Annotated in this window: 26 protein-coding genes and 1 pseudogene; 22 read left to right on the top strand and 5 right to left on the bottom strand. The window is 35.9% G+C overall.

Annotated elements, in window-relative coordinates:
* Positions 1 to 20 precede the first annotated feature (20 nt).
* From buk to B2C77_RS10745, 7 genes are all read left to right on the top strand, one after another.
* Complete coding sequence (gene buk, locus B2C77_RS10715; protein WP_077703596.1) at positions 21 to 1,109, top strand: butyrate kinase; 1,089 nt, start codon at positions 21 to 23, stop codon at positions 1,107 to 1,109.
* 14 nt (positions 1,110 to 1,123) lie between these two features.
* A complete protein-coding gene (lpdA, locus tag B2C77_RS10720) occupies positions 1,124 to 2,545 on the top strand; it encodes a dihydrolipoyl dehydrogenase (protein ID WP_077703597.1) in 1,422 nt (473 codons plus the stop codon).
* 24 nt (positions 2,546 to 2,569) lie between these two features.
* Entirely contained in the window at positions 2,570 to 3,562 is a 993-nt protein-coding gene (locus tag B2C77_RS10725; RefSeq protein WP_077703598.1) for a thiamine pyrophosphate-dependent dehydrogenase E1 component subunit alpha, read from the top strand.
* Positions 3,563 to 3,577: 15 nt separating this feature from the next.
* Positions 3,578 to 4,561 (top strand): alpha-ketoacid dehydrogenase subunit beta, encoded by a 984-nt coding sequence (locus tag B2C77_RS10730; protein WP_077703599.1) that lies wholly within the window; start codon positions 3,578 to 3,580, stop codon positions 4,559 to 4,561.
* Between the two features lie 22 nt (positions 4,562 to 4,583).
* The gene (locus tag B2C77_RS10735; RefSeq protein ID WP_077703600.1) at positions 4,584 to 5,843 is read left to right on the top strand and encodes a dihydrolipoamide acetyltransferase family protein; all 1,260 of its coding nucleotides are present in this window, start codon (positions 4,584 to 4,586) and stop codon (positions 5,841 to 5,843) included.
* A gap of 331 nt (positions 5,844 to 6,174) precedes the next feature.
* Positions 6,175 to 6,606, top strand: a complete 432-nt coding sequence (locus B2C77_RS10740) for a BrxA/BrxB family bacilliredoxin (protein ID WP_077703601.1) — start codon at positions 6,175 to 6,177, stop codon at positions 6,604 to 6,606.
* Positions 6,607 to 6,750: 144 nt separating this feature from the next.
* A complete protein-coding gene (locus B2C77_RS10745) occupies positions 6,751 to 7,728 on the top strand; it encodes an aromatic acid exporter family protein (protein WP_077703602.1) in 978 nt (325 codons plus the stop codon).
* A gap of 230 nt (positions 7,729 to 7,958) precedes the next feature.
* On the opposite strand, the gene prli42 is transcribed toward B2C77_RS10745, so the two are convergent.
* Positions 7,959 to 8,066, bottom strand: a complete 108-nt coding sequence (gene prli42, locus B2C77_RS21425; RefSeq protein ID WP_116277013.1) for a stressosome-associated protein Prli42 — start codon at positions 8,064 to 8,066, stop codon at positions 7,959 to 7,961.
* A gap of 452 nt (positions 8,067 to 8,518) precedes the next feature.
* Here prli42 and mce point away from each other — a divergent pair, with 452 nt between their 5' ends.
* The 9 genes and pseudogenes from mce to B2C77_RS10770 all read left to right on the top strand — a co-directional run bounded on the left by mce (position 8,519) and on the right by B2C77_RS10770 (position 13,366).
* Positions 8,519 to 8,959, top strand: coding sequence for a methylmalonyl-CoA epimerase (mce, locus tag B2C77_RS10750; RefSeq protein ID WP_077703603.1), 441 nt, complete (start codon positions 8,519 to 8,521; stop codon positions 8,957 to 8,959).
* A gap of 217 nt (positions 8,960 to 9,176) precedes the next feature.
* Positions 9,177 to 9,251, top strand: a complete 75-nt coding sequence (locus B2C77_RS22080) for a hypothetical protein (RefSeq protein WP_254844038.1) — start codon at positions 9,177 to 9,179, stop codon at positions 9,249 to 9,251.
* 56 nt (positions 9,252 to 9,307) lie between these two features.
* On the top strand, positions 9,308 to 9,616 hold the full coding sequence (locus B2C77_RS22085; protein WP_254844039.1) for a carboxyl transferase domain-containing protein: 309 nt from the start codon (positions 9,308 to 9,310) through the stop codon (positions 9,614 to 9,616).
* Positions 9,613 to 9,762 (top strand): hypothetical protein, encoded by a 150-nt coding sequence (locus tag B2C77_RS22090; protein ID WP_254843967.1) that lies wholly within the window; start codon positions 9,613 to 9,615, stop codon positions 9,760 to 9,762. Before B2C77_RS22085 ends, B2C77_RS22090 begins: the two co-directional genes overlap by 4 nt.
* Before the next feature lie 14 nt (positions 9,763 to 9,776).
* The gene (locus B2C77_RS22095) at positions 9,777 to 9,992 is read left to right on the top strand and encodes a carboxyl transferase domain-containing protein (RefSeq protein ID WP_254843968.1); all 216 of its coding nucleotides are present in this window, start codon (positions 9,777 to 9,779) and stop codon (positions 9,990 to 9,992) included.
* Positions 9,993 to 10,171: 179 nt separating this feature from the next.
* Positions 10,172 to 10,330: pseudogene (locus B2C77_RS22100) on the top strand (carboxyl transferase domain-containing protein); the annotation flags it as partial.
* A 123-nt stretch (positions 10,331 to 10,453) separates the two neighbouring features.
* Positions 10,454 to 11,575 carry a M20/M25/M40 family metallo-hydrolase gene (locus tag B2C77_RS10760; RefSeq protein WP_077703604.1) on the top strand — a complete coding sequence of 374 codons (1,122 nt, stop codon included), beginning with the start codon at positions 10,454 to 10,456 and terminating at the stop codon, positions 11,573 to 11,575.
* A 74-nt stretch (positions 11,576 to 11,649) separates the two neighbouring features.
* Positions 11,650 to 12,912 (top strand): DNA polymerase IV, encoded by a 1,263-nt coding sequence (locus B2C77_RS10765; RefSeq protein ID WP_077703605.1) that lies wholly within the window; start codon positions 11,650 to 11,652, stop codon positions 12,910 to 12,912.
* Positions 12,913 to 13,057: 145 nt separating this feature from the next.
* Positions 13,058 to 13,366 carry a hypothetical protein gene (locus B2C77_RS10770; protein WP_077703606.1) on the top strand — a complete coding sequence of 103 codons (309 nt, stop codon included), beginning with the start codon at positions 13,058 to 13,060 and terminating at the stop codon, positions 13,364 to 13,366.
* Between the two features lie 179 nt (positions 13,367 to 13,545).
* Here the strand turns inward: B2C77_RS10770 and B2C77_RS10775 are convergent, their stop codons facing one another.
* From B2C77_RS10775 to B2C77_RS10785, 3 genes are all read right to left on the bottom strand, one after another.
* Entirely contained in the window at positions 13,546 to 14,856 is a 1,311-nt protein-coding gene (locus B2C77_RS10775; protein ID WP_414930275.1) for an aldehyde dehydrogenase, read from the bottom strand.
* A gap of 73 nt (positions 14,857 to 14,929) precedes the next feature.
* Positions 14,930 to 15,847: a ribonuclease Z gene (gene rnz, locus B2C77_RS10780; RefSeq protein ID WP_077703608.1), complete on the bottom strand. Its 918-nt coding sequence runs from the start codon at positions 15,845 to 15,847 to the stop codon at positions 14,930 to 14,932.
* Positions 15,848 to 16,141: 294 nt separating this feature from the next.
* On the bottom strand, positions 16,142 to 16,879 hold the full coding sequence (locus tag B2C77_RS10785) for a glycerophosphodiester phosphodiesterase (protein ID WP_077703609.1): 738 nt from the start codon (positions 16,877 to 16,879) through the stop codon (positions 16,142 to 16,144).
* Between the two features lie 652 nt (positions 16,880 to 17,531).
* On the opposite strand from B2C77_RS10785, the gene B2C77_RS10790 reads away from it, so the two are divergent.
* From B2C77_RS10790 to B2C77_RS10800, 3 genes are read left to right on the top strand one after another with little or no spacing between them, the layout of a single operon-like run.
* Positions 17,532 to 18,515: an MBL fold metallo-hydrolase gene (locus B2C77_RS10790; protein WP_077703610.1), complete on the top strand. Its 984-nt coding sequence runs from the start codon at positions 17,532 to 17,534 to the stop codon at positions 18,513 to 18,515.
* Positions 18,508 to 19,290, top strand: a complete 783-nt coding sequence (locus B2C77_RS10795) for an SDR family NAD(P)-dependent oxidoreductase (RefSeq protein ID WP_331805253.1) — start codon at positions 18,508 to 18,510, stop codon at positions 19,288 to 19,290. Before B2C77_RS10790 ends, B2C77_RS10795 begins: the two co-directional genes overlap by 8 nt.
* Before the next feature lie 11 nt (positions 19,291 to 19,301).
* Positions 19,302 to 19,631, top strand: coding sequence for an iron-sulfur cluster biosynthesis family protein (locus B2C77_RS10800; protein WP_077703612.1), 330 nt, complete (start codon positions 19,302 to 19,304; stop codon positions 19,629 to 19,631).
* Between the two features lie 215 nt (positions 19,632 to 19,846).
* On the opposite strand, the gene B2C77_RS10805 is transcribed toward B2C77_RS10800, so the two are convergent.
* A complete protein-coding gene (locus tag B2C77_RS10805; RefSeq protein ID WP_077703613.1) occupies positions 19,847 to 20,764 on the bottom strand; it encodes an aldo/keto reductase in 918 nt (305 codons plus the stop codon).
* Between the two features lie 265 nt (positions 20,765 to 21,029).
* On the opposite strand from B2C77_RS10805, the gene B2C77_RS10810 reads away from it, so the two are divergent.
* The 3 genes from B2C77_RS10810 to spoIIM all read left to right on the top strand — a co-directional run bounded on the left by B2C77_RS10810 (position 21,030) and on the right by spoIIM (position 23,584).
* Positions 21,030 to 21,575, top strand: coding sequence for an NUDIX hydrolase (locus B2C77_RS10810; RefSeq protein ID WP_077703614.1), 546 nt, complete (start codon positions 21,030 to 21,032; stop codon positions 21,573 to 21,575).
* Complete coding sequence (locus B2C77_RS10815; RefSeq protein WP_077703615.1) at positions 21,576 to 22,739, top strand: endonuclease Q family protein; 1,164 nt, start codon at positions 21,576 to 21,578, stop codon at positions 22,737 to 22,739.
* Between the two features lie 209 nt (positions 22,740 to 22,948).
* Positions 22,949 to 23,584: a stage II sporulation protein M gene (spoIIM, locus tag B2C77_RS10820; protein ID WP_077703616.1), complete on the top strand. Its 636-nt coding sequence runs from the start codon at positions 22,949 to 22,951 to the stop codon at positions 23,582 to 23,584.
* Positions 23,585 to 23,604 lie beyond the last annotated feature (20 nt).

A 23,604-nucleotide genomic window follows, 5' to 3' on the forward strand; every position in this document is an offset into this window, starting at 1 on the left:
ATTGTGGAGGGGGATATGTATTGCAAGAAATCTTTAGAACGCTTGTTATCAATCCAGGTTCTACATCAACGAAGATAGGTGTGTTTGATAATGAGGGATGCGTTTTTGAAACAACTATTCGCCATTCTGTTGATGAATTACAGGGGTTTATATCTATTAGTGAACAAAAATCCTTTCGTAAAAATGTAATATTAGAACAACTTGATTATGAAGGGATTAGTGTTTCTAAATTGGATGCTGTTTGTGCAAGAGGTGGATTAATTCGACCAATTGCAGGCGGAACATATGAAGTAAATGGAGCGATGATTATTGATTTAGAAAGAGGGTATAACGGGCATCATGCCTCCAACTTAGGTGGTATCATCGCAAATGAAATTGCTTCTTCCCTTCATATACCAGCATATATTGTAGATCCCGTCGTAGTAGACGAACTTGCTGAAATAGCCCGTTTTTCTGGTATACCTGAACTTCCTAGAAAAAGTATTTTTCACGCACTTAATCAAAAAGCCGTTGCTAGACGAGTAGCTAAACAACTTGGTGGCGTATACGAGAAAATGAATTTTATTGTGACACATATGGGTGGCGGTATTACGGTAGGTTCCCATCATCATGGTAGAGTAATTGATGTTAACAATGGTTTACATGGAGAAGGTCCTTTTTCTCCAGAGAGAGCAGGTACTGTTCCTGTTGGTGACTTAGTATCGATGTGCTTTTCAGGCCAATATTACTTAGAAGAAATCATGCGTAAAATTGTTGGTAACGGCGGGTTAATGGGCTATTTACTAACAAGTGATGCAATGGAAGTTGAACGACGAATTTCTCAGGGAGATTCGTATGCTAAAAAAGTATATGAAGCAATGGCTTATCAAGTCGCTAAAGAAATTGCTGCTTTAAGTGCTGTATTAAAAGGGAATGTAGATGCCATTGTATTAACAGGTGGCCTTGCTCATGGTAAGACCTTTACAGATATGATTGTGGAGCGTGTAGACTGGATAGCCGATACAATTGTTTATCCTGGTGAGGATGAATTACAGGCATTAAACGAAGGGGCGTTGCGTGTTTTACGTGGAGAAGAACAAGCAAAGATTTATGATAATAAAACTGGATAAAAGGAGTGAATGGATTGGCAACAGAATATGATTTAGTTGTACTTGGAGGAGGAACTGGCGGTTATGTAGCAGCTATTCGCGCTTCCCAACTTGGAATGAAAGTAGCTGTTGTAGAAAAGCGAGAACTAGGTGGCACTTGTTTACATCGTGGTTGTATTCCTTCAAAATCATTTTTACGAAGTGCTGAAGTATATAGACAAACGAAACAGGCAGCTTTTTATGGAATAGAAACCGAAGCAGCTACATTGAAGTTTCCTTTAGTACAAGAACGAAAACAAAAAATCGTTGACCAGTTGCATCAAGGTGTCAAGGGATTAATGAAGAAAGGGAAAATTGATACGTATTATGGCCATGGTCGTATTTTAGGACCAAGTATTTTTTCACCTATGGCTGGAACGATATCGATTGAACATGGGGACGGGCAAGAAAATACCATGCTAATTCCTAAAAATGTGTTAGTTGCTACAGGTTCGGAACCGAAAACTTTACCGGGGTTAAAAGTAGACCACTCGTTTGTAATGACTTCTGATGAAGCGTTGAATTTAACAGAATTGCCCAATTCGATCCTTATTGTTGGCGGAGGTGTAATTGGTATTGAATGGGCATCGATGTTGGCGGATTTTGATGTAAATGTTACCGTTATTGAATACGCGAAGCAAATATTACCTACAGAAGATGAAGCAGTTGCTAAAGAAGTACAAAAATTATTAAAGAAAAAAGGCGTAACCTTTGTAACAGAAGCAAAAGTATTGGCAGATACCGTTGATAAAGGAGAGCTAGTTCGTTTAGAAGCTGAAATTAATGGGGAAAAGCAGTCATTTCAAGCAGAGAAAATACTTGTCTCTGTTGGACGTAAAGCGAATATAACAAATATTGGTTTAGAAAATACCGATATTGTTGTGGACGAAGATGTTATTCAAACAAATGCATTTTATCAAACGAAAGAATCGCATATATATGCAATTGGTGACGTAATTGGTGGCATGCAATTAGCTCATGTTGCTTCACATGAAGGAATGGTTGCTGTAGAACATATGGCAGACCAATCGCCATTGCCAATTAATTATTTGCAAGTTCCTACTTGTATTTACTCCAATCCTGAAGTAGCTCGTGTTGGCTTAACAGAGCAACAAGCAATAGAAAAAGGGTATGACGTGAAGGTTGGTACGTTTCCTTTTCAGGCAGTTGGTAAAGCGCTCGTTTACGGAGAAACAGATGGATTTGTAAAAATAGTTGCTGATAAACAAAATGATGATTTATTAGGGGTTCATATGGTTGGCCCACATGTGACCGATATGATTTCTGAAGCGGGGTTAGCTAAAGTGCTGGATGCTACTCCTTGGGAAATTGCTCATGCTATTCATCCACACCCTACTTTGTCGGAAGTTATTGGTGAGGCTGCGCTTGCGGTAGATGGAAAACAAATACACGGATAAGGATTTTAAAGGAGGGGACGTTGTATGTCAAAAAAAGACTATAAAGCTTTAGGGCTTACTGAAGAGCAAGTTTTAGATATTTATCGCACCATGTTGCTTGCTCGAAAAATAGATGAAAGAATGTGGTTACTTAATCGCGCTGGGAAAATTCCTTTTGTTATTTCTTGTCAAGGACAGGAGGCAGCCCAAGTTGGAGCCGCTTTTGCCTTAAACCGGGAAAAAGATTATGTGGCTCCATATTATCGAGACATGGGAGTGGTGTTGGCGTTTGGTATGACAACAACGGATTTAATGCTATCTGGTTTTGCTAAAGCGGAAGATCCAAATTCTGGTGGAAGACAAATGCCTGGGCATTTTGGTCAAAAGAAAAATCGTATACTAACGGGTTCTTCACCTGTAACGACACAACTTCCACATGCAGTTGGCGTTGCACTTGCTGCAAAAATGAAGCATGACCCCGTTGTTTCGTTTGTAACATTAGGAGAAGGTTCATCCAACCAAGGTGACTTCCATGAAGGGTTGAATTTTGCAGGTGTACATAAGCTTCCTGTTATTACAATGGTAGAAAATAATAAATATGCCATCTCCGTCCCACTGGAAAAGCAAATTGCGAGTAAGACCGTAGCTGAACGAGCACAATCATACGGAATGCCGGGAATTACTGTGGATGGGAATGATCCCTTAGCAGTTTATGATGCTGTCAAACAAGCGCATGAACGAGCGTTGCAGGGAGAAGGACCAACATTAATAGAAGCTGTTTCTTATCGGTTAACTGCTCACTCTAGTGATGATGATGATCGACTATATCGAGAAAGTGATGAAGTAGAGGAAGCAAAGAAAAAAGATGCGATTATTACATTTGCGAAGTATTTAAAGGATGTTGGCGTATTAACAGATGAAATTGAGAAAGAAATGAATGAAGTCATTCAACAAGAAGTAAATGATGCTACAGATTACGCAGAAAATGCTGCTTACGCAAAACCAGAAGAAACATTAAAATTTGTATATGAAGAGTAAGGAGGGGGAAATACAATGCCAGTAATGTCCTATATTCAAGCAATAACCACTGCTTTACGAGAAGAAATGCAACGAGATGAAAACGTGTTTGTCTTAGGAGAAGATGTTGGAAAAAAAGGCGGAGTTTTTCGTGCCACGGATGGACTGTATGAAACATTTGGAGAAGCTCGAGTTTTGGATACGCCACTTGCAGAATCAGCTATTGCCGGAGTTGGCATAGGAGCAGCGATGTATGGCATACGCCCTGTAGCAGAAATGCAGTTTGCAGACTTCATTATGCCAGCAGTAAATCAAATTATTTCTGAAGCAGCTAAAATACGCTATCGCTCTAATAATGATTGGCATGCGCCAATAACGATTCGCGCTCCGTATGGTGGTGGAGTCCATGGCGCTTTATATCACTCCCAATCCGTAGAGGCTGTATTTGCTAATCAACCAGGCTTGAAAATTGTTATGCCATCCACACCTTATGATGTGAAGGGATTACTTAAGTCAGCAATACGCGATAATGATCCAGTGCTCTTTTTTGAACATAAACGCGCATACCGCTTATTAAAAGAGGAGGTACCAGAAGACGATTATGTACTTCCTATTGGAAAAGCAGATATTAAGAGGGAGGGGTCTGACATTACCGTCATTACATACGGTCTTTGTGTCCATTTTGCTTTACAAGCAGCAGAAAAAATAGCAGAAGATGGAATTAGTGCACATGTGTTAGATTTACGAACCGTATATCCTTTGGATCAAGCGGCTATTATTGAAGCTGCAAAGAAAACTGGTAAAGTGCTATTAATTACAGAAGACAATAAAGAAGGCAGTATTATTGGTGAAGTTGCAGCGATCATTGCTGAAAATTGTTTATTTGATTTAGATGCTCCTGTACAACGGCTAGCAGGTCCTGACGTTCCATCCATGCCATATGCACCGACGATGGAAAAGTTCTTTATGATAAATCCTGATAAAGTAGAAAAAGCCATGCGTGAATTAGCGGAATTTTAAATAGCTGATAGGAGGATAAATAATGGCAATAGAAAAAATTAATATGCCCCAGTTAGGTGAGAGTGTAACGGAAGGCACCATCAGTTCTTGGCTCGTACAGGCTGGGGATGAAGTAAACAAATATGATCCGATTGCTGAGGTTCTAACAGATAAAGTAAATGCTGAAGTCCCATCTTCTTATAGTGGAAAGATTAAAGAAATAGTTGCTCAAGAAGGCGACACAATTGAAGTTGGAGAACTAATGTGTTATATCGACACTGGTGATGAACCAGGATCAAAACAGGAACAGCGTAGTAGTTCACCTACTGAAGCTGTTGAACATAAAGAAACGGAAGCTAGTTCAGATCAATCTATGAAAAAACGCTATTCTCCTGCTGTGCTACGTTTAGCTCAAGAACACGATATTGATTTGGAACAAGTGACAGGTTCAGGGAAAGCAGGAAGAATCACTAGAAAAGATGTGGAGAAGATTATTGCGTCTGGTAAAATTCCTGAACCAAGTAAAGTTGCATTTCAAACGGAAGAACAAGTGTCACCAAAGGAAGTTAAACCATTGAATAAATCGGTATCTGGAACTTATCCTGGCGATGTAGAAATTCCTGTTACTGGAGTACGCAAAGTAATTGCACAAAATATGGTACGTTCTACACAAGAAATACCGCATGCTTGGATGACGGTGGAAGTAGATGTGACGGATTTAGTAACTTACAGAAACAAGGTTAAAGACACGTTTAAAACAAGAGAAGGTTACGGACTAACTTTTTTCGCCTTTTTTGTCAAAGCTGTAGCTCAAGCTTTAAAAGAATTCCCGCAATTAAATAGTACGTGGGCGGAAGATAAGATTATTCAACGTAAGGATGTTAATATTTCGATCGCTGTAGCAAAAGAGCAAGAATTGTTTGTTCCAGTGATCCATCATGCTGATGATAAAAGCATTAAAGGCATTGCAAAACAAATTCACGAATTAGCTGTTAAGGCGCGAACGGGAAAACTAACTGCTGATGATATGAAAGGTGGGACTTTTACTGTTAATAATACGGGGTCATTTGGTTCCATTCATTCTATGGGTGTAATTAACCATCCACAAGCAGCTATTTTACAAGTGGAGTCCATAGTAAAACGTCCAGTAATTGTTAATGATATGTTTGCTGCTAGAAACATGGTGAATTTATCTTTATCTCTGGATCATAGGATATTAGATGGATTGATTTGCGGTCAATTTTTAGCTCGAGTAAAAGCTATATTAGAACAAATGAACGAACATACTATGAATGTCTATTAGCGCAAAACTTAAAGCCTATAAAGGCATTTCGTATAATTTTTCTTCAATCAATGGGGCTTTGGTCCCTCAAAAAAGGTTAATCATCCATAGGTAGGCCCAAGACCTCTTACGAAAAAGGGAATTAGGTGCTGTTATCTTGCTCTCCTCTTACTGAAGTAGGGGTCTTGTTATATGCGGGATAAAGCAATATTTAACTGTATGTAACAGGATGGCAATTATAACTATATCTTGGTATAGCATACGTTCAAATGTGTTTTATTGAAATATTCCTTTAATGCTGTTATTCTAACAACAAGGTTAAGTATCATTATAATAAGGGGTTTGATTGGTAATGGATTTTAATATATTTATGAATGATGTTGTAAATGCTGCAAGAGAAGATATAAGAGAAGCAGGGTATGAAGAGCTCACAACACCAGAGGCTGTTGATGAGGCGTTGTCTCGAAAAGGAACAACCCTCGTTATGGTTAATTCCGTATGCGGTTGTGCAGGAGGTATTGCTAGACCTGCGGCTGCAAATGCAGTTCATTATGATAAACGACCTGACCATTTAGTAACCGTATTTGCAGGTCAGGATAAAGAAGCTACGGAAAGGGCAAGAACATATTTTGAAGGATATTCACCATCTTCTCCTTCCTTTGCGTTCCTGAAGGATGGGAAAATAGTAACGATGTTGGAGCGTCATGATATTGAAGGTCATAATGCTATTGATGTAATTGGCAACTTGCAACAAATTTTTGAACAACATTGTGAAGAAGTTTAAACGAAATTATGAGAAAAAGGGCTGTCGCTATATAATAGGTCAGCCCATTTTTTCGTATCCTTCAAAATAGTTTCGTTCTTGTTCTTTCCTCAATGAAGTAAAACTCTTACTTAGAAAGGAATTAATTTTAAAGGAGAATGACGTTTGAAGATTGGGTATCGAACAATTAAAACAGCTATCGGAACTCCAATTGCTATATGGGTTGCGCAATTGTTAGGTGTAACAAACTTTGTTTCCGCTGGTATTTTAACCATTTTATGTATTCAGCCATCAAGAAAACAATCCTTCTTAAGTGCATGGAACAGATTCTTGGCTTGTATTATCGCATCTGTTTTTTCCATCATTTTCTTTTATTATATTGGTTATCACCCATTAGTTCTTGGACTATTGTTTTTGATTTTTATTCCAATAACTGTAATTTTTAATATTACGCAAGGTATAGCTACCAGCTCCGTTATCATCTTAAATTTATATGGAGCAAATTATTTAGATATAAACTTTTTAGTGGATCAATTTCTATTAATTGTTATAGGCATTGGAACTGGGCTCGTAATGAATCTATATATGCCAAGTTTAGACCGGAAATTAAAGGAGAAACAACAAGACTTAGAGGAAAATTTTCAATTTGTTTTATATGAAATTGCTCTCTATGTACGGAATAAAAATATTGATTGGGATGGAAAAGAAATTAAGAGAATCGGAGAAATTCTGGACGAGACAAACGATTTAGTCGAACGGGATAAGGAAAATCATCTATTACGAAGCAAACATATTTATCGAGACTATTTCAAAATGCGCACACGTCAATTTGAATTATTACAAAGGATGCTACCATTAGTTACAAGGCTACCAAAAAAGGACACTATTTCGGAAAAAATAGCTGATTTTTTTGAGGATTTGTCAAAGGCTGTCCATCCTGGAAACACAGCAATTATCTATCTAGAACGATTAGAAAATCTACGCAAAGAGTTTGATGAGGAAGAACTTCCTTGTTCCAAAGAGGAATTTGAGACAAGGGCAAACCTCTTCCGTTTGTTGCATGATATTGAAGATTATTTGATTGTGAAGATGAAATATAAAGAAAGTGATGTTGTTAAAAAAAAGAAGCAATTGGAAACTTAAGGTTTAATAGCAGCAAGTGTTATAATATCGTTTACAATTTTTGATTTTAATATCTTACAGAAAGCATTAACGAATGTTCACACTTCATGGTAAACGATACTTTGAATGTCTTATGTGCAACTCCTTATTAGATTTAGTCTCTATTTTTAGCTAAGAAAGGAAGAAATATAATGAAAAATAACAAAGACCTCCTTTACAGAGGGGGTCTTTGTATATTAATTAATAGAATCTTATATAAACATCATAAGTCCTGTTGTTATAGTGGAGAGAAGCATCGCTATAATCATAATATAGACAACAATTTTTGTTCTGCGTTGACGCTTAGATTGTCGGGACATTTGTGATCCTCCTTACAATTTGAAATTCTATTTATACTGAACATAAGGTTCCGTAAGATTTCCACTACAAAATTTTCAATATTTCTAAAATACAGTGGATTTAAATAAATCCATTCAACAATGGAAACAAACTTATTTACTATAATAGGTGTCCATATTATAATTTTCATGTTTATTTACTTTATTTTACCTTGAAATAGATGTTTGGACAAGTATTGTAAAATAATTTTCTACAATGTGTCATACTGAAAATATTATCCCTGCTTTCTGTTAATCATTTGTTTTTCCTAAGCATGTATTATAAAGTAAATCTTTTTGAGTATTTTAGGAAATAGTCAAAAGTACGGTAACCCTAAAATTTGTATTTTTCAATAGTGGAATTAAAAACGTGGTCTGTATAAGGAAAATGATAAATATGCATGATAGAAACGAAAAATTAGAGGAGGAAGATCATGTCTGAATATTTATCTAAGCCAAAACAAATTGCGCATATTGGCATTGCTGTACGTTCAATTAACAATGTATTACCTTTTTATACACAAATATTAGGATTACAAGTTACAAGGCGTGAATTATTAGAAAGGGAGCTCGTTTCCATTGCCTTTTTACCTATTGGAGAAAGCTACTTAGAATTGATGGAACCATTGAGTCAAAAGTCTACTATTTTTCAGTTTATTGAGAGATATGGTGAAGGCGTTCATCATGTGGCATTGGGTGTTAACCAACTATCTAATCGTATACAAAAATGCAAACAGCACCACATTCCTTTAGTGGATGATTACCCAAGGAAGGGAGCGTGGGATAACTACGTCGCATTTATACACCCTAAAGCAGCAAACGGCGTTTTGTTTGAACTTTGTGAAAGGAGGACAACCACAAAAGGATATGTATGATAAGTTGAACGAGTTGTTGAAAAACGACGCCAGATGAAATTAGGGGTGGGAAACAAACAACATGAAAAAGGAAAACTAGCAGCCCGTGAACATATTGCTTATTTGTTGAATTATATCTGTTCAAAAAACAATGTGCGACGTCCATGCAGACTAAGAAAGTGTATATGGTGACGGAGTAGTAACAGGTTATGGTAAAATAAATAGAGAGCCTGTTTACATTTATGCACAACATTTTACTGTAATGGATGGAACACTTGGGGAGATGCATGGTAAAAAATTGCTGCCCTGTTAGAATTAGCTGGTCAAAATGATCCAATCCTTGGTTTAATTGAATCAGGGGGAGCGTACATTCAAGAAGGTGTAGCTGCTTTAAATGGTTATGGTCAAGTTTTTTGTAGAAATGTTCGATATTCAGGTGTTATTCCACAAAATTCCGTCATCTTAGGCCCAAGCGCAGGTAGAACTGTCTATTCACCAGCAATAACAGATTTTGTTATTATGGTGCAAGGTACATCACATTGTTTATTACAGGACCGAAAATTATGGAGCAAGTTACGGGAGAAAAGGTTACTCAATAACAACTTGGTGGAGCATATATTTACAATTCCAAAAGTAGGAGTGCAAACTTCCTTGCTAAAACCAAAAAAGAAGCATTGAATATAGTACGCCAACTCTTTTTTTATCTTCCTACAGATGATGACGATCCTAAGACACCGTATTACTATGAATTAGGTAAAGAAAGTGATTTAATAAAATTAGGCTCTGGTCACATCAAAACGCCTTACGGTATGAAACAATTGTAGATGAAACTAGTTTTTTGGAAGTACATGCATATTTTTTTAGAAACATCGTAGTTAGTTTTACGACTATTGCAGGAATAAAGGTTGGCCTCGTTGCCAATCAACCTAAATATGTAGCTAGAAGTCTGGATTTAGATACCAGCAATAAAGCTGCTCGGTTTATTCGTTTTTATGATGCATTCCAAATTTCGCTTGTGACATTTGTAGATGAAACTGTTTTTTTCCTGGAGTAAAACAAGAGCATGATGGTAGTATTAGACATGGGGCAAAATTATCATAATTATGCCGAAGCAACAGTACCCAAAATCACTGTTAGTATACGGAAAACTTATGGGGCACATATGTTGCTTTAAATAGTAAATCTTTTGGTGCAGATATGGTCTATGCATAGCCAAATGCTGAAATAGCAGTGATGGGTGCAGAAGGTGCGGTGTCTATCTTATATGCTAAGGAACTTGCACAAAGTAAAGACCCATTGTCACTTATGAACGAAAAAATCTCTACATACAAAAAAAGATTTGCGACACCTTATGAAGCGGCAGAAGTAGGTTTAGTAGATGATGTGATTGACCCAAGAGAAACCCAAAGTAAAATTATTCAAGCTTTGGAGATACTAAACATAAGCAAGAATCATTTCCAGTTAAAAACATGGAAATATCCCACTATGAAGAGACAAATAAAAAGGATGATTAAAATGGTGAATGAGAAGCGTTTAGTTGAAGAATTTTTAGAACTTGTACAAACTGATTCAGAAACAGGCAACGAAGGAAAAATTGCATCTGTTTTAAAAAGTAAATTTGAAGCACTAGGTATTGAAGTCATGGAAGATGATAGCAAATCTACGACAGGTCATGGTGCAGGAAACCTAATCTGTAATTGGAAAGGGGATATTGCTAACGCTGAGACCATTTACTTTACTTCTCATATGGATACAGTTGTACCTGGTGAAAAGATTAAACCAGTCATCAAAGAAGGATGGATTACTTCAGATGGCACAACTATTTTAGGTGCTGATGATAAAGTTGGTTTGGCTGCGATTCTTGAAACAGTTCGCGTCTTTAATGAACAAAAAATAAGTCATGGTGACATTCAATTTATAATAACAGTTGGCGAAGAATCTGGATTAGTAGGAGCAAAAGCTTTAAATACCTCTTTATTACAAGCAAATTATGGATATGCATTAGACAGTAACGGTAATGTGGGAGATATTATAGTGGCTGCACCAACGCAAGCGAAGCTCCATGCAACTATAAAAGGTAAAACAGCTCATGCGGGTGTAGCACCAGAAAAAGGGATATCTGCAATTACGTTAGCGGCAAAAGCAATTGCTAAAATGCCATTAGGAAGAATTGATGAGGAAACAACTGCAAACATAGGTCGTTTTGAAGGCGGAAAGCAAACAAATATTGTAGTAGACCATGTAGAAATTTTAGCAGAGGCTAGATCTCTCGTTCCAGAAAAGATGGAAGCGCAAGTTCAGAAAATGAAAGAAGCTTTTGAACAAACGGCAAAAGAACTTGGTGGAGAAGCAGAAGTTATTGTTAAAGTGATGTACCCTGGTTTTAAGCAAAAAGCTGGAGATAAAGTGGTAGAAGTAGCTAGAAAAGCTGCTCAAACGCTTGGAATCGAAAGTCAATTACTTCAAAGTGGTGGAGGTAGCGATGCCAATGTCATTTCAGGGTATGGTATACCAACAGTTAATTTAGCTGTCGGATATGAAGAAATTCATACGACGAATGAACGGATGAAAGTAGAAGACTTGGTGAAAGTTACAGAACTCGTGATAGCAATTATTCAGGAAGCAGCTAAAAATTAAAGCGAACTCCCCTCTAAGAACTATACTTGGAGGGGATAATAGTATAGTATTTACTTCATAAGGGAGTAATCAGAATGAATAAGGGTACCGAGAAACAAAGAAGAATTATTTTCCATGTCGATATGAATAGCTTTTATGCTTCCGTGGAGATGGCTTATGATCCTAGCCTTAAAGGAAAGCCGTTAGCTATTGCTGGTAATCCTGAGGAAAGAAAAGGGATCGTGGTGACGAGTAGTTATGAAGCTCGAGCCAAAGGAGTTAAAACAACAATGAACGTATGGCAAGCAAAAAAATTATGTCCTGATTTGCTTGTAATGCGACCTAATTTTTCACGGTATCGAGCAGCTTCTAAGGCGGTATTTAAAATATTTTCTGAGTATACTACAATCGTACAGCCTGTATCTATTGATGAAGGTTTTATGGATGTTACAGAAATTGCAAAGGATATTCACGCTGTTGATCTAGCTCAAGAAATACAACAACGAATATTGAGGGAACTTGATTTACCAAGTAGTATTGGCATTGCGCCTAATAAATTTCTAGCTAAAATGGCTTCAGATATGAAAAAACCTTTAGGTTTAACCGTGCTAAGAAAGCGCGAATTACCTACTAAATTGTGGCCGATGCCAGTTGGAGAAATGTATGGGGTTGGCGAAAAAACTGCTACTAAGTTAAATAAAGCAGGCATTTATACTATTGGAGATTTAGCAAAAAAGGATGTATATCATTTAAAACAATTCCTTGGAATAAATGGTGAGCGATTACAAAACAGGGCAAATGGTGTAGATAAGCGTCCTGTCGATCCAAATGCAATATATGATTTTAAAAGTATCGGTAACTCTAAAACACTTCCTTCTGACACTACGGATGACGAAGAAATATATACTTTACTAAAAGAATTAGCGAATAAAGTAGAACAGAGAATGAAACGAAAAAAAACCGTAGGAAAGAGTGTACAGTTAACGATTCGTTATCATGATCGGCGCACGATTACTCGTAGTAAAAAGCTACGTTATTATGTACATGGTGCAAAAGATATTTTAACAGAGGTATATGACCTGCTACAAAAACATTGGAATATGGAACCTATTCGTTTGCTAGGAATAACGATAGCTGACTTAGAAGAAGGGCAACAAATTGCAAAACAGTTGGATTTATTTACGTATCAAAATGAGGCAGGAAAAGAGAAATTATACGATGCAATTGATTATTTGACCAGTAAATACGGTAAAAACCCGTTTATTCATATAGAAGATATTGACTCCATAGATGCACAGCAACCAACAACAAGCTTTCAAAAAGATTTTCTAGACGATTATAAAAACGACAGAAATTAATAGTGATAGCCATATTAAAAAAGATATATGTTCAAGGAGGGCATCCCTCCTCTTTTGAAAGGTAATTGCGATAAAAATATTCTATATAAGAAAAGAGTGTTTCATTAACTTATTGTATTTCGAATTCGAGAGGGGGAGAGGAAAAGTGAATAAAAAGTGGAGCGTGTTGACCTATTTTACACTTTCCGTTATCGGGCTTATGCTTATTTACTTTATCGGTTCTTATTATTTAATACATACTAGCTCACATTCATCTGCGGAAGTGGTAGACAAATACGTCAAAAACAATAACTATTTTATTTCGGTTGAAATAGAAGAGAATCAAATCATTGATATAATAGTAGAAAGCAAATCAACATGGGATTTAATAAAGGAGAAAGCAAACTATCAAATCACTTACTCTTGGTATGGTAATGAAGTTCCTAAATTGCATGATATTGCAAACTATTCGTAAACCAATATTAATTTACGATATTAATATTATGTAAACAAATAAGACTGAAGATCATTCAGGGGAGGAGAAGCACCCCTCCTGAATACAAGTTCACTACATGAAATCAATCCCTCATAAATAAACATGAGGATTGTTGGAGTGTTTATTCACTTGCACAATGAAAATCTAATTTTATACGCTTATTTCATGATTTTTTTCAAAATGCTATCGGATATTTTTCCGCCTGGATAACGAAACGGTACATCAAATTTGGTGGATTGTTTCATAATGCTTTTTTTATGAGAAAATGTATCAAAACTGAACTTACCGTGATAAGCTCCCATTCCGCTCTCACCAACGCCACCAAAAGGAAGATGTGGATTCGCCAAATGCAGAACGGTATCATTAATACTACCACCACCAAAAGATAAGTATTGCATGATTTGCTGCTGTGTGTGCCCATTTTCTCCAAAATAATATAAAGCTAATGGTTTTTCTTGTTTACGTATGACGCTCACTGCCTCTTCAATTTCTTCAAACGTTAATATAGGCAAAATAGGGCCAAAAATCTCTTCTTGCATCACAGAATCTTCCCACGTGATTTTATCTAGAAGGGTTGGTTCTATTTTTAATGTTAGCGGATCCGTCGCACCGCCGTGTAAAATGGAACCGTTAGCAAGGAATTTAGATAGGCGATTAAAATGTTTTTCATTAATTATTCGGATATAGTCTTTATTATTTAATGGGGTCCGTCCATAGAAACTGCGAATATATTTTTTCATGGATTTAATTAATTTAAATTTTACTTTCTCATGTACATACAAATAATCTGGAGCTACACAAGTTTGTCCTGCGTTGGTAAATTTCCCCCATGCAATTCTTTTAGCTGCTAGGTTAATATTTGCGTCTTTATCAACAATGACAGGGCTTTTACCACCAAGTTCTAATGTAACAGGTGTTAGATGCTTACTCGCTTTCTGCATTATAATTCTACCGATAGCGGTACTTCCTGTGAAAAAAATGTAATCAAAGCGTTGTTGCAATAATTCTTGAGCAGTCTCCTTTTCACCTTCTACAACTGTTAAGAAAGAAGGGTCAAAATAATTATCAATCATTTTTCTTAATAATGCTGATGTTGCTTTTGCTTCTTCCGAAGGCTTAATGATGACACAGTTTCCTGCGGCTAAAGCACCGATTGCAGGAGCCAGAGCTAGTTGTAATGGATAATTCCAAGGTGAAATTACTAAACAAACACCGAATGGCTCCTTCAATATATAATTTTTTGTACCTTTATGCGTAATTGGTGCAGCTACTTTAATTGGTTCCATCCAATTTTGTAATTGTTTTAGAGTATGATCAATCTCCATATATAAAAAGCCTAATTCAGTTGTTAATGTTTCATGTTTGGATTTATTTAAGTCTGCTTTTAATGCTTGATAGATACTTGCTTCATTTTCCTTTAACATTGATTTTACTTTTTGTAATTGTTGCTTACGAACGCTATAATCCATCGTGTTTCCATTTAAAAAAAACGTACGTTGATCAGCAACAAGCTGTGGTATGTCGATCAATGAAAGCACTCCTTTATGTAATGGTAAACTTTGAAAAATCATTAGCCAATTCTGTATTAGGAAATATTTCTCGGGCTTCCTGTAAAAGTTGCTCGTTTTCTTTTTGTTGATACCTTGACGAAATATGTGTAATTATTAGACGTTTACAATTGCTTTCCTTGGCTAATTGAGCAGCCTGTAACGTTGTGGAATGATAGTAACGGTGGGCAAGGTTTTGCTTGTCTTTGCCAAATGTCGCTTCATGAATAAGTAAATCTGCATGATTAGCAAGCTTTCTGTGAAGCTTAGAAAACCTTGTATCACCGATTACAGATATAATCCTTCCTCGTTTTGGTTCACCAACCACATCCTTACGATAAATAGTTCCAATATCGGGTACTATTACGTACTCATTTTTTTTAATTTCCTTATAGATAGGACCAGGTTCAATACCCATTTTCTTTAGTTTGTGAACAAGTAACTCACCTGGCTTATCTCTTTCAACAACTCGATAACCAAAGCATGGTATACCATGATCTAATGACTGAACATATATTTGAAAATGCTCTGTTTCAATGATCATTTGATCCGTTACTTCCACGAATGATAACGGATAAGACAAGTGTGTCTCACTCAAGGTTAGACTTGTTTCAATATATTGTTTTAAACCTTTTGGGCCATAGACAGTTACAGGATTGTTTCCCCCTTGAAAAGAACGGCTACTTAAAAAACCTGGTAAACCATAAATGTGATCGCCATGCATATGCGTAATAAATATCTTATTAACTTTGCGTGGCTTGATATTCGTTTGCAAGATCTGGTGTTGTGTTGCTTCTCCACAATCAAATAACCAAACACTATTCTGTTCTTGTAGTAATGATAACGCGATAGCAGAAACATTTCTTTCTTTGGAGGGAACGCCAGCTCCAGTACCTAGAAAAACTACTTCCATTATTATTCCTCCATATTCCTTAAATGACCCACTATAGATATTATACTGCATTTATAATAGCTTTTGTCTAGAATAGCATTTTTTTCTTCATCATGCAGTAGGAAAGAATATCAAGATATTTTTTAAAGCTATCGGACTTGAATGAGAACTGAGTGGAAAGTTAATACCTTGTCTCTTCTGTAATTAACAGTAAATTAATTTGTATGCGTATTCAAGGCATCTGGATTGTATAGCCATTATACACTCGTTGTTATATTCACGAGCTTTTGAAGCGTCGTTTGCAACTATAAAGGATTAACGATTGTACAACAAATCACGATAGTAGAATGCCTGATCAGGTACGTCTGTAAACATTCCGTCCACACCATATTGAATAGATCGAATAATGTGGGCCGGGCGGTTTACAGTATAAAGTCTTAGTTTTACGTTTTGTTCATAAGCGGAGGCTACGATTTTTGGTGTGATCAACTTATATTTTAGGTGTAATGCACTAGCACCTAATTCCTTTGCAACATGTATAGGATAGCGATATCGCCGCGATGTTAATAGCGCTATTTCAATGTTTTTTCTATAATTTAACAGTTTAACCACGCTATTCGTATTGAAAGTCGATATGGTTGTTCTATTCGTTAGTTGATAAGCAGAAATATACTCATAAACGATTGCCTCTATATGATGGTATGCCACTTTATTATTTTTTAGTTCAATATTTAAATACAAAGGCTTATGCTTCGCCCATGTTAAAAAGTCTTCTAAAGTTGGAATAGGAGTATGGGCATAATTAGGCGAAAACCAACTCCCTGCGTCTAGCTGACATAGTTCATGGTAAGTATAATCTTTAATATAACCGCTGCTGTTTGTTGTTCGTTTTACGTTCTCGTCATGAATAAGAACTGGCACTTGGTCTTTTGTTAATTGAACATCTGTTTCAATTCCATCCGCTTGCATTTGAAATGCTAATTCAAAGGCTGGCATCGTATTTTCGGGAGCATAATAACTTGCCCCTCGATGAGCATATAGGGTTGGTTTCACTCTGATTCACCTCGAAATGCATGTATTAAAACATTTTTACATTTGAATAAGGATTATTCAAATGTTTTTAGTAACATGCTACCATTATTTTACTTCCTCATTACCTTATACGTTTATGTTTAACATAAAATACATGATAGGTGTAATACTATGATAAAGTTTCTAACGTAATAGGGTCAAATGTGAATTGTTCATTAATAGTTACTTAACGTATGCAACTAGTTACATTTCATTTCAGCATTATAGAAATGATAGAACTACAGCTTTCCGCATAGAAGCTTAGTGATAAGCTTAGCATATCCTAATAAAATGAATGATATGGAACAATAGCTTATGTGGGAAGAAGTGTTTATGTGAATGATCCAAGTTTCCTACATTAAAGAGCATTTAAAGTTTGTCTTTTTCTATTGAACCGGTCGCCTAACAGTGCATTAGATACAATATAAAACAATCGACAATATAGTAGAAAGGAAGTACAATATATGAAGTAAACTCATTATGTTTATTAGTGTTGCAGTGGTTTCACCTAATCACATTTGAATGGATTCAGAATGGAGGTGCCGTTTTTTCTTTCTATTTATTAAAGAGAAAAACTTATGGCATTTTATATTTGAAATAAAAATGAATGATGATTCAGTTGGAGGAATCAAATATGAAAGTAATTGAACATACGATTAGTCAGCTAACATTGCCCACTCCTTTTGCGGTCGGTGATGTGCATGTATACGTTTTAAAAGGAGATATTTTATCTATTGTGGATGCTGGTGTGAAAACGAGACAGGCATGGGAAGCATTGACAACGCAATTAAAGCAAATAGGTTATCGACCATCAGATATAGAGCAGATTATTTTGACCCATCATCATCCTGATCATATCGGTTTAACAGAACAGTTTCCAAATGCACAATATATTGCCGCTGAGCCAAGTGTGAACACTTGGCTCACAAGAGATCAGGAATATTTGGAACATTATAGGCGTTTTTTTGAACAATACTTCGTGGCTAGTGGCATCCCTAAAATATTTTATCAGGCTTTGGATAAGCTTGAGGCAACCATGGATTTTGCAGGGAGAGGAGAAGTTACGACACCGCTAGTAGAAGGTGATCGATTACCTGGACATCCAGAATGGGAAGTAATTGAAACGAAAGGGCATGCGCAAAGCCATCTGTCTTTTTTGCGTGACCGTGATCACCTTTTAATTGGCGGGGATCATCTTTTGGAACATATCTCGTCCAATCCAATAATAGAGCCACCGAAAATAGGCAAAACGATAGAAGATAGACCAAAGCCGATGATACAATATCGGAAGAATCTGCAAAAATGCGTTGATATAAACGTGAACAAAGTGTTACCTGGTCACGGCAAGATCGTAGAGAATCCACAACAGTTGATTCTCTCACGTTTAACAAAGCAGGAGGAGAGAGCAAATATAGTTTATGAATTTTTACAGCAAAGCGTAATGTTAACGCCATTTGAAATTTGTAAAAAGTTATTCCCACACCAATATAAAAAACAAATTGACCTAACTATGTCTGAAACATTCGGACAATTAGATTATTTAGAATCTTTAAGGCGAATTATAAAAAGAAAAAAGGACGGAATCATCGTTTATGAAGCGAACTTCATTAGTGAATAAAAAAATAATTATTACAGGTGCATCAAGCGGTATTGGAGAGAAAGTGGCATGGTATGTTGCTAAGGAGAGAGGTGTCCCTATAATATTAGCTCGCTCACCAGATAAATTGGAGCATTTAAAAGCGGCTATTCTTTACTCATTCCATATTGATAGTCCTATTTATATTGTTGATTTGTTAAATAAGCAGGAGACAAAAAAGGTGATAAATGAAATCATAGAAAACCACGATCCAGTGCATGGTCTCATTAATAATGCTGGTATAGGAATGTTTGCAGAATTGAGTGCAATGAATGAAGGTGATATCGAGTCTATGATTCAATTAAATGTAGCTTCTTTAATTGGTATAACCAAGCAGCTCTTGCCATATTTTCAAAAACAATCCTTAGCACATATCGTTAATATCGCATCTCAAGCAGGGAAAATAGCCACACCAAAAGCTTGCGTATATGCAGCAACCAAACATGCAGTACTTGGCTTTACAAATGGACTGCGCCTGGAGTTGACTGCGAGTAGTAATATTTATGTGACAGCAGTAAATTTAGGGCCTGTAAAAACGAGTTTTCTTCATACAGCTGATCCAACAGGTAGGTATGAGAAAAATGTTGCGCGTTACATGTTGGATCCAGATGATGTTGCAAAAAAAATTGTACAACAATTATTTATTCCAAAAAGAGAAATAAATTTGCCATTTTGGATGGAAATTGGCAGCCGAATCTATCAATTGTTTCCAGCAATATGCGAAAAGCTATTTAAAAGCCAATTCATGAAAAAATAGAGGGAATTCCAATGGAACTAAAAATTACGAATAAAGCTTGGGAAGAGCTACAAGGATTACCGCTAGAATGTTATCCGTATTTATTTTTGTGGTATGATACGGAAGGTTGCGGCTGTGGGGTGAACGGCATACCAACAATTTGTTTAACAAAACAATTGCCATCAAACTATAAGCAAGTATTAAATATGCAAATACCGACTTATATTGAAGAACAACAAGAAATATTTTTTGCAGAACAATTAACTCTGGATTACAATCAAGGTTTATTTCGTCTAAACAGCCCTGAGGAGATTTTGAATCCTTTTATTTCTAGAAAACAATTAACTTCTTTCATAGAATAAATATTCATCGTTGAGTGTCCAAAGAAGGGACTGTTTAAGTAAGAATTCGCTAAAAAAAGCCGTGCTTAATAATTAAGTGCACAAGTTTGCACGCACTATGCAATCACTGAACAATTAACCTAAATGTCCGCTCTTTCAAAATGCAACTGCTGCTGTTTCTTTCACATAATAACAGTTAGCAATTTTAAGAGTGTATTATGGAAAGCTTAAAAATTTTAACGATGTGCCTCGTAAACAAGAGCTTTGGTTATTACTTTTAATCTTTCATAGATATGTTCGGGTAAAGAATGGGTAATATTTTTTGTAACCGATTCTTTTATTTGGTCAATAGAACTTGCGCCAAATACCGCACTAGCAACAGCTGGATGTTTCAAGACATATTGTATTGCAAGCTCATTTATTTTCGCTGAGTTATCGATAGAAGTAAGTTGTTTATAAGTTTGGTGAAGCTCTTCTTTTGAATATCCAAGAAAACCATCTTTTCCTTTTTTATCAATCTGATGAATCCCCTGTGCAGTTAAAATCCCTTTTGCTAAAGGACCTCTTGCTAAAACACTAATTTGATTTTGTAGTAAAAGGTCAAGTGTTTCTTCTTCAGGTCGTCGGTCGAACAAACTATATTGCATCATAACACCGTCTATAGATGATTTTTTTACAAATTCTTTAATAATATTAGGTCGTATCGAGGATATGCCATAAGCTCGAATGAGTCCTTCCTGTTTCAGCTCTTCAAAGGCTTCAATAGTTTCGTCAATTGGGTCTTCAATGGTGCCACCATGTAGCATATAAAAGTCAATATAATCTGTTTGTAGGCGTTGAAGGCTTGCTTTTAGACCATTGAGGATATGTTTCTTAGAAGGGTCCCAAAACCAAGTTTGTTTTACTTTATCAAAATGATTGCCTACTTTTGAAGTAATAATTACTTGGCTTCTCTTCTGTTTGATCGCTTCTCCAACAACTTTTTCATTCTCACCAAAATCATATAAATCAGCTGTGTCTAAATGATTGATACCATTATCAAGCGCATAGTCAATAATATACTTGGCTTTTTGTAAATCTGTTCCTAACGACATGCAGCCTAATGTTAATTCTGAAATGTAAATGGATGATTTTCCAAGTTGGTTTAAATTCATCTTTCTTCTCCTTTGCTGTTACCTTTTTACCACTTACTATAAAGTTTATAATTAGGTATGTTTTATAAAATTATGGAAGCAGCAGTGTAGCTGTCGACTATGTTAGAAATGATGTGTAGTAAGCCATTAACTTCCCAACTTCATATTGGACGTTATAACCTTGCCTAGTAACTCTATTTTATCTACTCATAACCGTTAAAACAAACCATACGTGTGATTTTATGATAAAATAAGGAAAAACGAATCAATAACAAGGGTGATATCAATGAACAAATTTGAAGAGAAAACGATACGTTCCAAGCAAATATTTACAGGAAACATCGTACATTTACAAGTAGATGATGTAAAACTTCCAAATGGTAAAGAGGCGAAAAGAGAGATTATTAAACACCCGGGAGCAGTAGGAATCATTCCTATAACGAAAGATAATAAAATTGTACTAGTGGAACAATTCCGAAAACCTTTAGAAAAATCTATTTTGGAAATTCCTGCTGGCAAATTGGAGCCAGGTGAAGATCCTGAGACTACAGCAATTCGTGAATTAGAAGAAGAGACAGGATATACGACGGAAGAATTATCATTTGTAACTTCATTTTATTCTTCGCCAGGGTTTGCGAACGAATTAATGTATATATATATTACGGATCAGTTGGAGCCGTTAGACGAAAGCGTTGACGGAGATGAGGATGAGTTTATTGAAATCGTCGAATTATCATTAGAAGAAGCCAAACAATACGTAGAAGCAGAACGAATTCACGATGCAAAAACAAATTATGCTATTCTCTATTTACACGCATTAGGATTGAGCTAAATGCTATCCTCGTATACGGCTGACTTACACATCCATATTGGTCGTGACATGTACAATGACCCTGTGAAAATAACGGCTTCTAACCGTCTGACATTACCGGCGATTTTAAAAGAAGCAAGTAGAAATAAAGGAATTGATATGGTAGGTGTGGTAGACTGTCAAGTGCCTGCTGTGTTAAGGGAGTTAAAACAGTTGATAGTTCAAGGGGATGCTAAAGAGTTACAAGAAGGTGGTATTCGATTTGACTCGGTGACGCTTCTATTAGGATCAGAAATTGAGGTGAATGATGCCAAGGGGCAAGGACCGATTCATGTTCTTTGCTATTTTCCCCAAATCCACCAAATGGAGTTATTTTCTGAATGGCTTAGCCATCGGATGAAAAATATTTCCTTAAGCTCGCAACGTTTTTATGGATCTGCTAAAGAATTACAATGGAAAGTAAAAGACTTACAAGGTGTGTTTATTCCCGCGCACATATTTACTCCCTTTAAAAGTTTGTATGGTAAGGGTGTTTTACGAACTTTATCAGAAATACTATCTCCAGATTTAATTGATGGAATGGAGCTAGGTCTAAGTGCTGATACGCAGATGGCCGATCAGATAGAGGAACTGCATTCTTTCACATATCTAACTAACTCTGATGCACATTCTTTAGGGAAGATCGCACGAGAGTATCAGCATATGCAAATGAAACATCCTTCATTTAAAGAGTTTCAATTCGTATTAGCGAACAAAAATGGCAGGAAAATACAGAATAATTACGGAATGAACCCGAAATTAGGTAAATACTATAGAACGGTATGCAGTGAATGCTTAACTTATTTAGCGGTAGAAAAATCTGTTTGCCCTAATTGCCATTCTAAAAAACATATTAAAGGCGTAGCAGACCGAATTGCAGCTTTAAAGGAGGCGGATGAACATTGTAGCTCTCGACCTGACTATACGTATCAAGTTCCATTGGAATACTTGCCGGGTATAGGGAAGAAAACATATGAAAAACTTTTGAAAAGCTTTGGAACAGAGATGCATATTATACATCAAACTACTAGGGAGAAACTTGCTCTTGTAGTATCAGAACAAATAGCACAAGCAATTATTGATATGAGAAATGGGAAATTACATGTTCAAGAAGGAGGCGGAGGTAAATATGGTTTTATTAAGTGAATTGCTAATAGAATTGATAAACCTTCACTCTGCGAATAGGATTTATTATGTAATATAACACGACATCAACTATCTCTTATTAAGTTATTACAAATAGGAAAAGCATATGTAAATGTATAGTTTTTGATAGAAAGTTAATAGAAACATGGTATTTTTGCTTGGTTACCTTCATAGATTTTAATATAGCAGTATTTGAATGGAGGATTCCAATGCAGAAAAATAAAATGCTTCTCATTAATCACGTTAAAGAACATGCAACAATCTATTTATTTATGGTCATTCTATTTTTAACCGGTGTTATATTTGGCGCAATCCTCGTTAATAGTATGAATTTTGTTCAGAAACAAGATTTATTCTTCTATTTAGAACGATTTTTTAAACAGATAACAGATAATGAACTAGCGAATTACGATGAAATTTTCAAAAATAGTTTTTTTTATCATATTAAGTATTTATTGCTTTTATTTGTGTTGGGACTATCTGTTATCGGTTTGCCATTAGTTTGGATCCTAATTTTTCTTAAAGGTTTGGTAATCGGGTTCTCTGTTGGTTTTATGGTTAATCAGCTAGGAATGAATGGCTTGTTGATCGCTACTTTATCCATCGCCCCACAGAACTTTCTTATTATACCTGTATATATTATAGCAGGTAGCTTGGCAATGATTTTTTCTTTAACATTATTGAGTAAATTATTTACTAATAAAATATCACAACCAGTTTTTCAACCTTTTGGAAGATACGTCATATTATTTTCATTGTTGGCTTTTTTTGCTAGTGTTGCTGCTCTTTTGGAAACATTTATTGCAAATGAGGCAATGCAATGGGTTGTTCGGTCATTTTACTAATAATTCATATTATATTATAA

This window comes from Virgibacillus dokdonensis, from assembly GCF_900166595.1.
In the GTDB taxonomy this organism is placed as follows: Bacteria; Bacillota; Bacilli; order Bacillales; family Amphibacillaceae; genus Virgibacillus; species Virgibacillus dokdonensis.

Excerpts from the sequence above, each read along its gene's own strand:
- B2C77_RS10790 (WP_077703610.1), top strand. The coding sequence starts at position 17,532 with ATGAAAGTAATTGAACATACGATTAGTCAGCTAACATTGCCCACTCCT.
- B2C77_RS10765 (WP_077703605.1), top strand. The coding sequence starts at position 11,650 with ATGAATAAGGGTACCGAGAAACAAAGAAGAATTATTTTCCATGTCGAT.
- B2C77_RS10800 (WP_077703612.1), top strand. The coding sequence starts at position 19,302 with ATGGAACTAAAAATTACGAATAAAGCTTGGGAAGAGCTACAAGGATTA.
- B2C77_RS10815 (WP_077703615.1), top strand. The coding sequence starts at position 21,576 with ATGCTATCCTCGTATACGGCTGACTTACACATCCATATTGGTCGTGAC.
- B2C77_RS10730 (WP_077703599.1), top strand. The coding sequence starts at position 3,578 with ATGCCAGTAATGTCCTATATTCAAGCAATAACCACTGCTTTACGAGAA.
- B2C77_RS10725 (WP_077703598.1), top strand. The coding sequence starts at position 2,570 with ATGTCAAAAAAAGACTATAAAGCTTTAGGGCTTACTGAAGAGCAAGTT.
- B2C77_RS10805 (WP_077703613.1), bottom strand. The coding sequence starts at position 20,764 with ATGAATTTAAACCAACTTGGAAAATCATCCATTTACATTTCAGAATTA.
- B2C77_RS10735 (WP_077703600.1), top strand. The coding sequence starts at position 4,584 with ATGGCAATAGAAAAAATTAATATGCCCCAGTTAGGTGAGAGTGTAACG.
- B2C77_RS10810 (WP_077703614.1), top strand. The coding sequence starts at position 21,030 with ATGAACAAATTTGAAGAGAAAACGATACGTTCCAAGCAAATATTTACA.
- B2C77_RS10760 (WP_077703604.1), top strand. The coding sequence starts at position 10,454 with ATGGTGAATGAGAAGCGTTTAGTTGAAGAATTTTTAGAACTTGTACAA.
- mce (WP_077703603.1), top strand. The coding sequence starts at position 8,519 with ATGTCTGAATATTTATCTAAGCCAAAACAAATTGCGCATATTGGCATT.
- rnz (WP_077703608.1), bottom strand. The coding sequence starts at position 15,847 with ATGGAAGTAGTTTTTCTAGGTACTGGAGCTGGCGTTCCCTCCAAAGAA.
- B2C77_RS10740 (WP_077703601.1), top strand. The coding sequence starts at position 6,175 with ATGGATTTTAATATATTTATGAATGATGTTGTAAATGCTGCAAGAGAA.
- prli42 (WP_116277013.1), bottom strand. The coding sequence starts at position 8,066 with ATGTCCCGACAATCTAAGCGTCAACGCAGAACAAAAATTGTTGTCTAT.
- spoIIM (WP_077703616.1), top strand. The coding sequence starts at position 22,949 with ATGCAGAAAAATAAAATGCTTCTCATTAATCACGTTAAAGAACATGCA.
- B2C77_RS10775 (WP_414930275.1), bottom strand. The coding sequence starts at position 14,856 with ATGGATTATAGCGTTCGTAAGCAACAATTACAAAAAGTAAAATCAATG.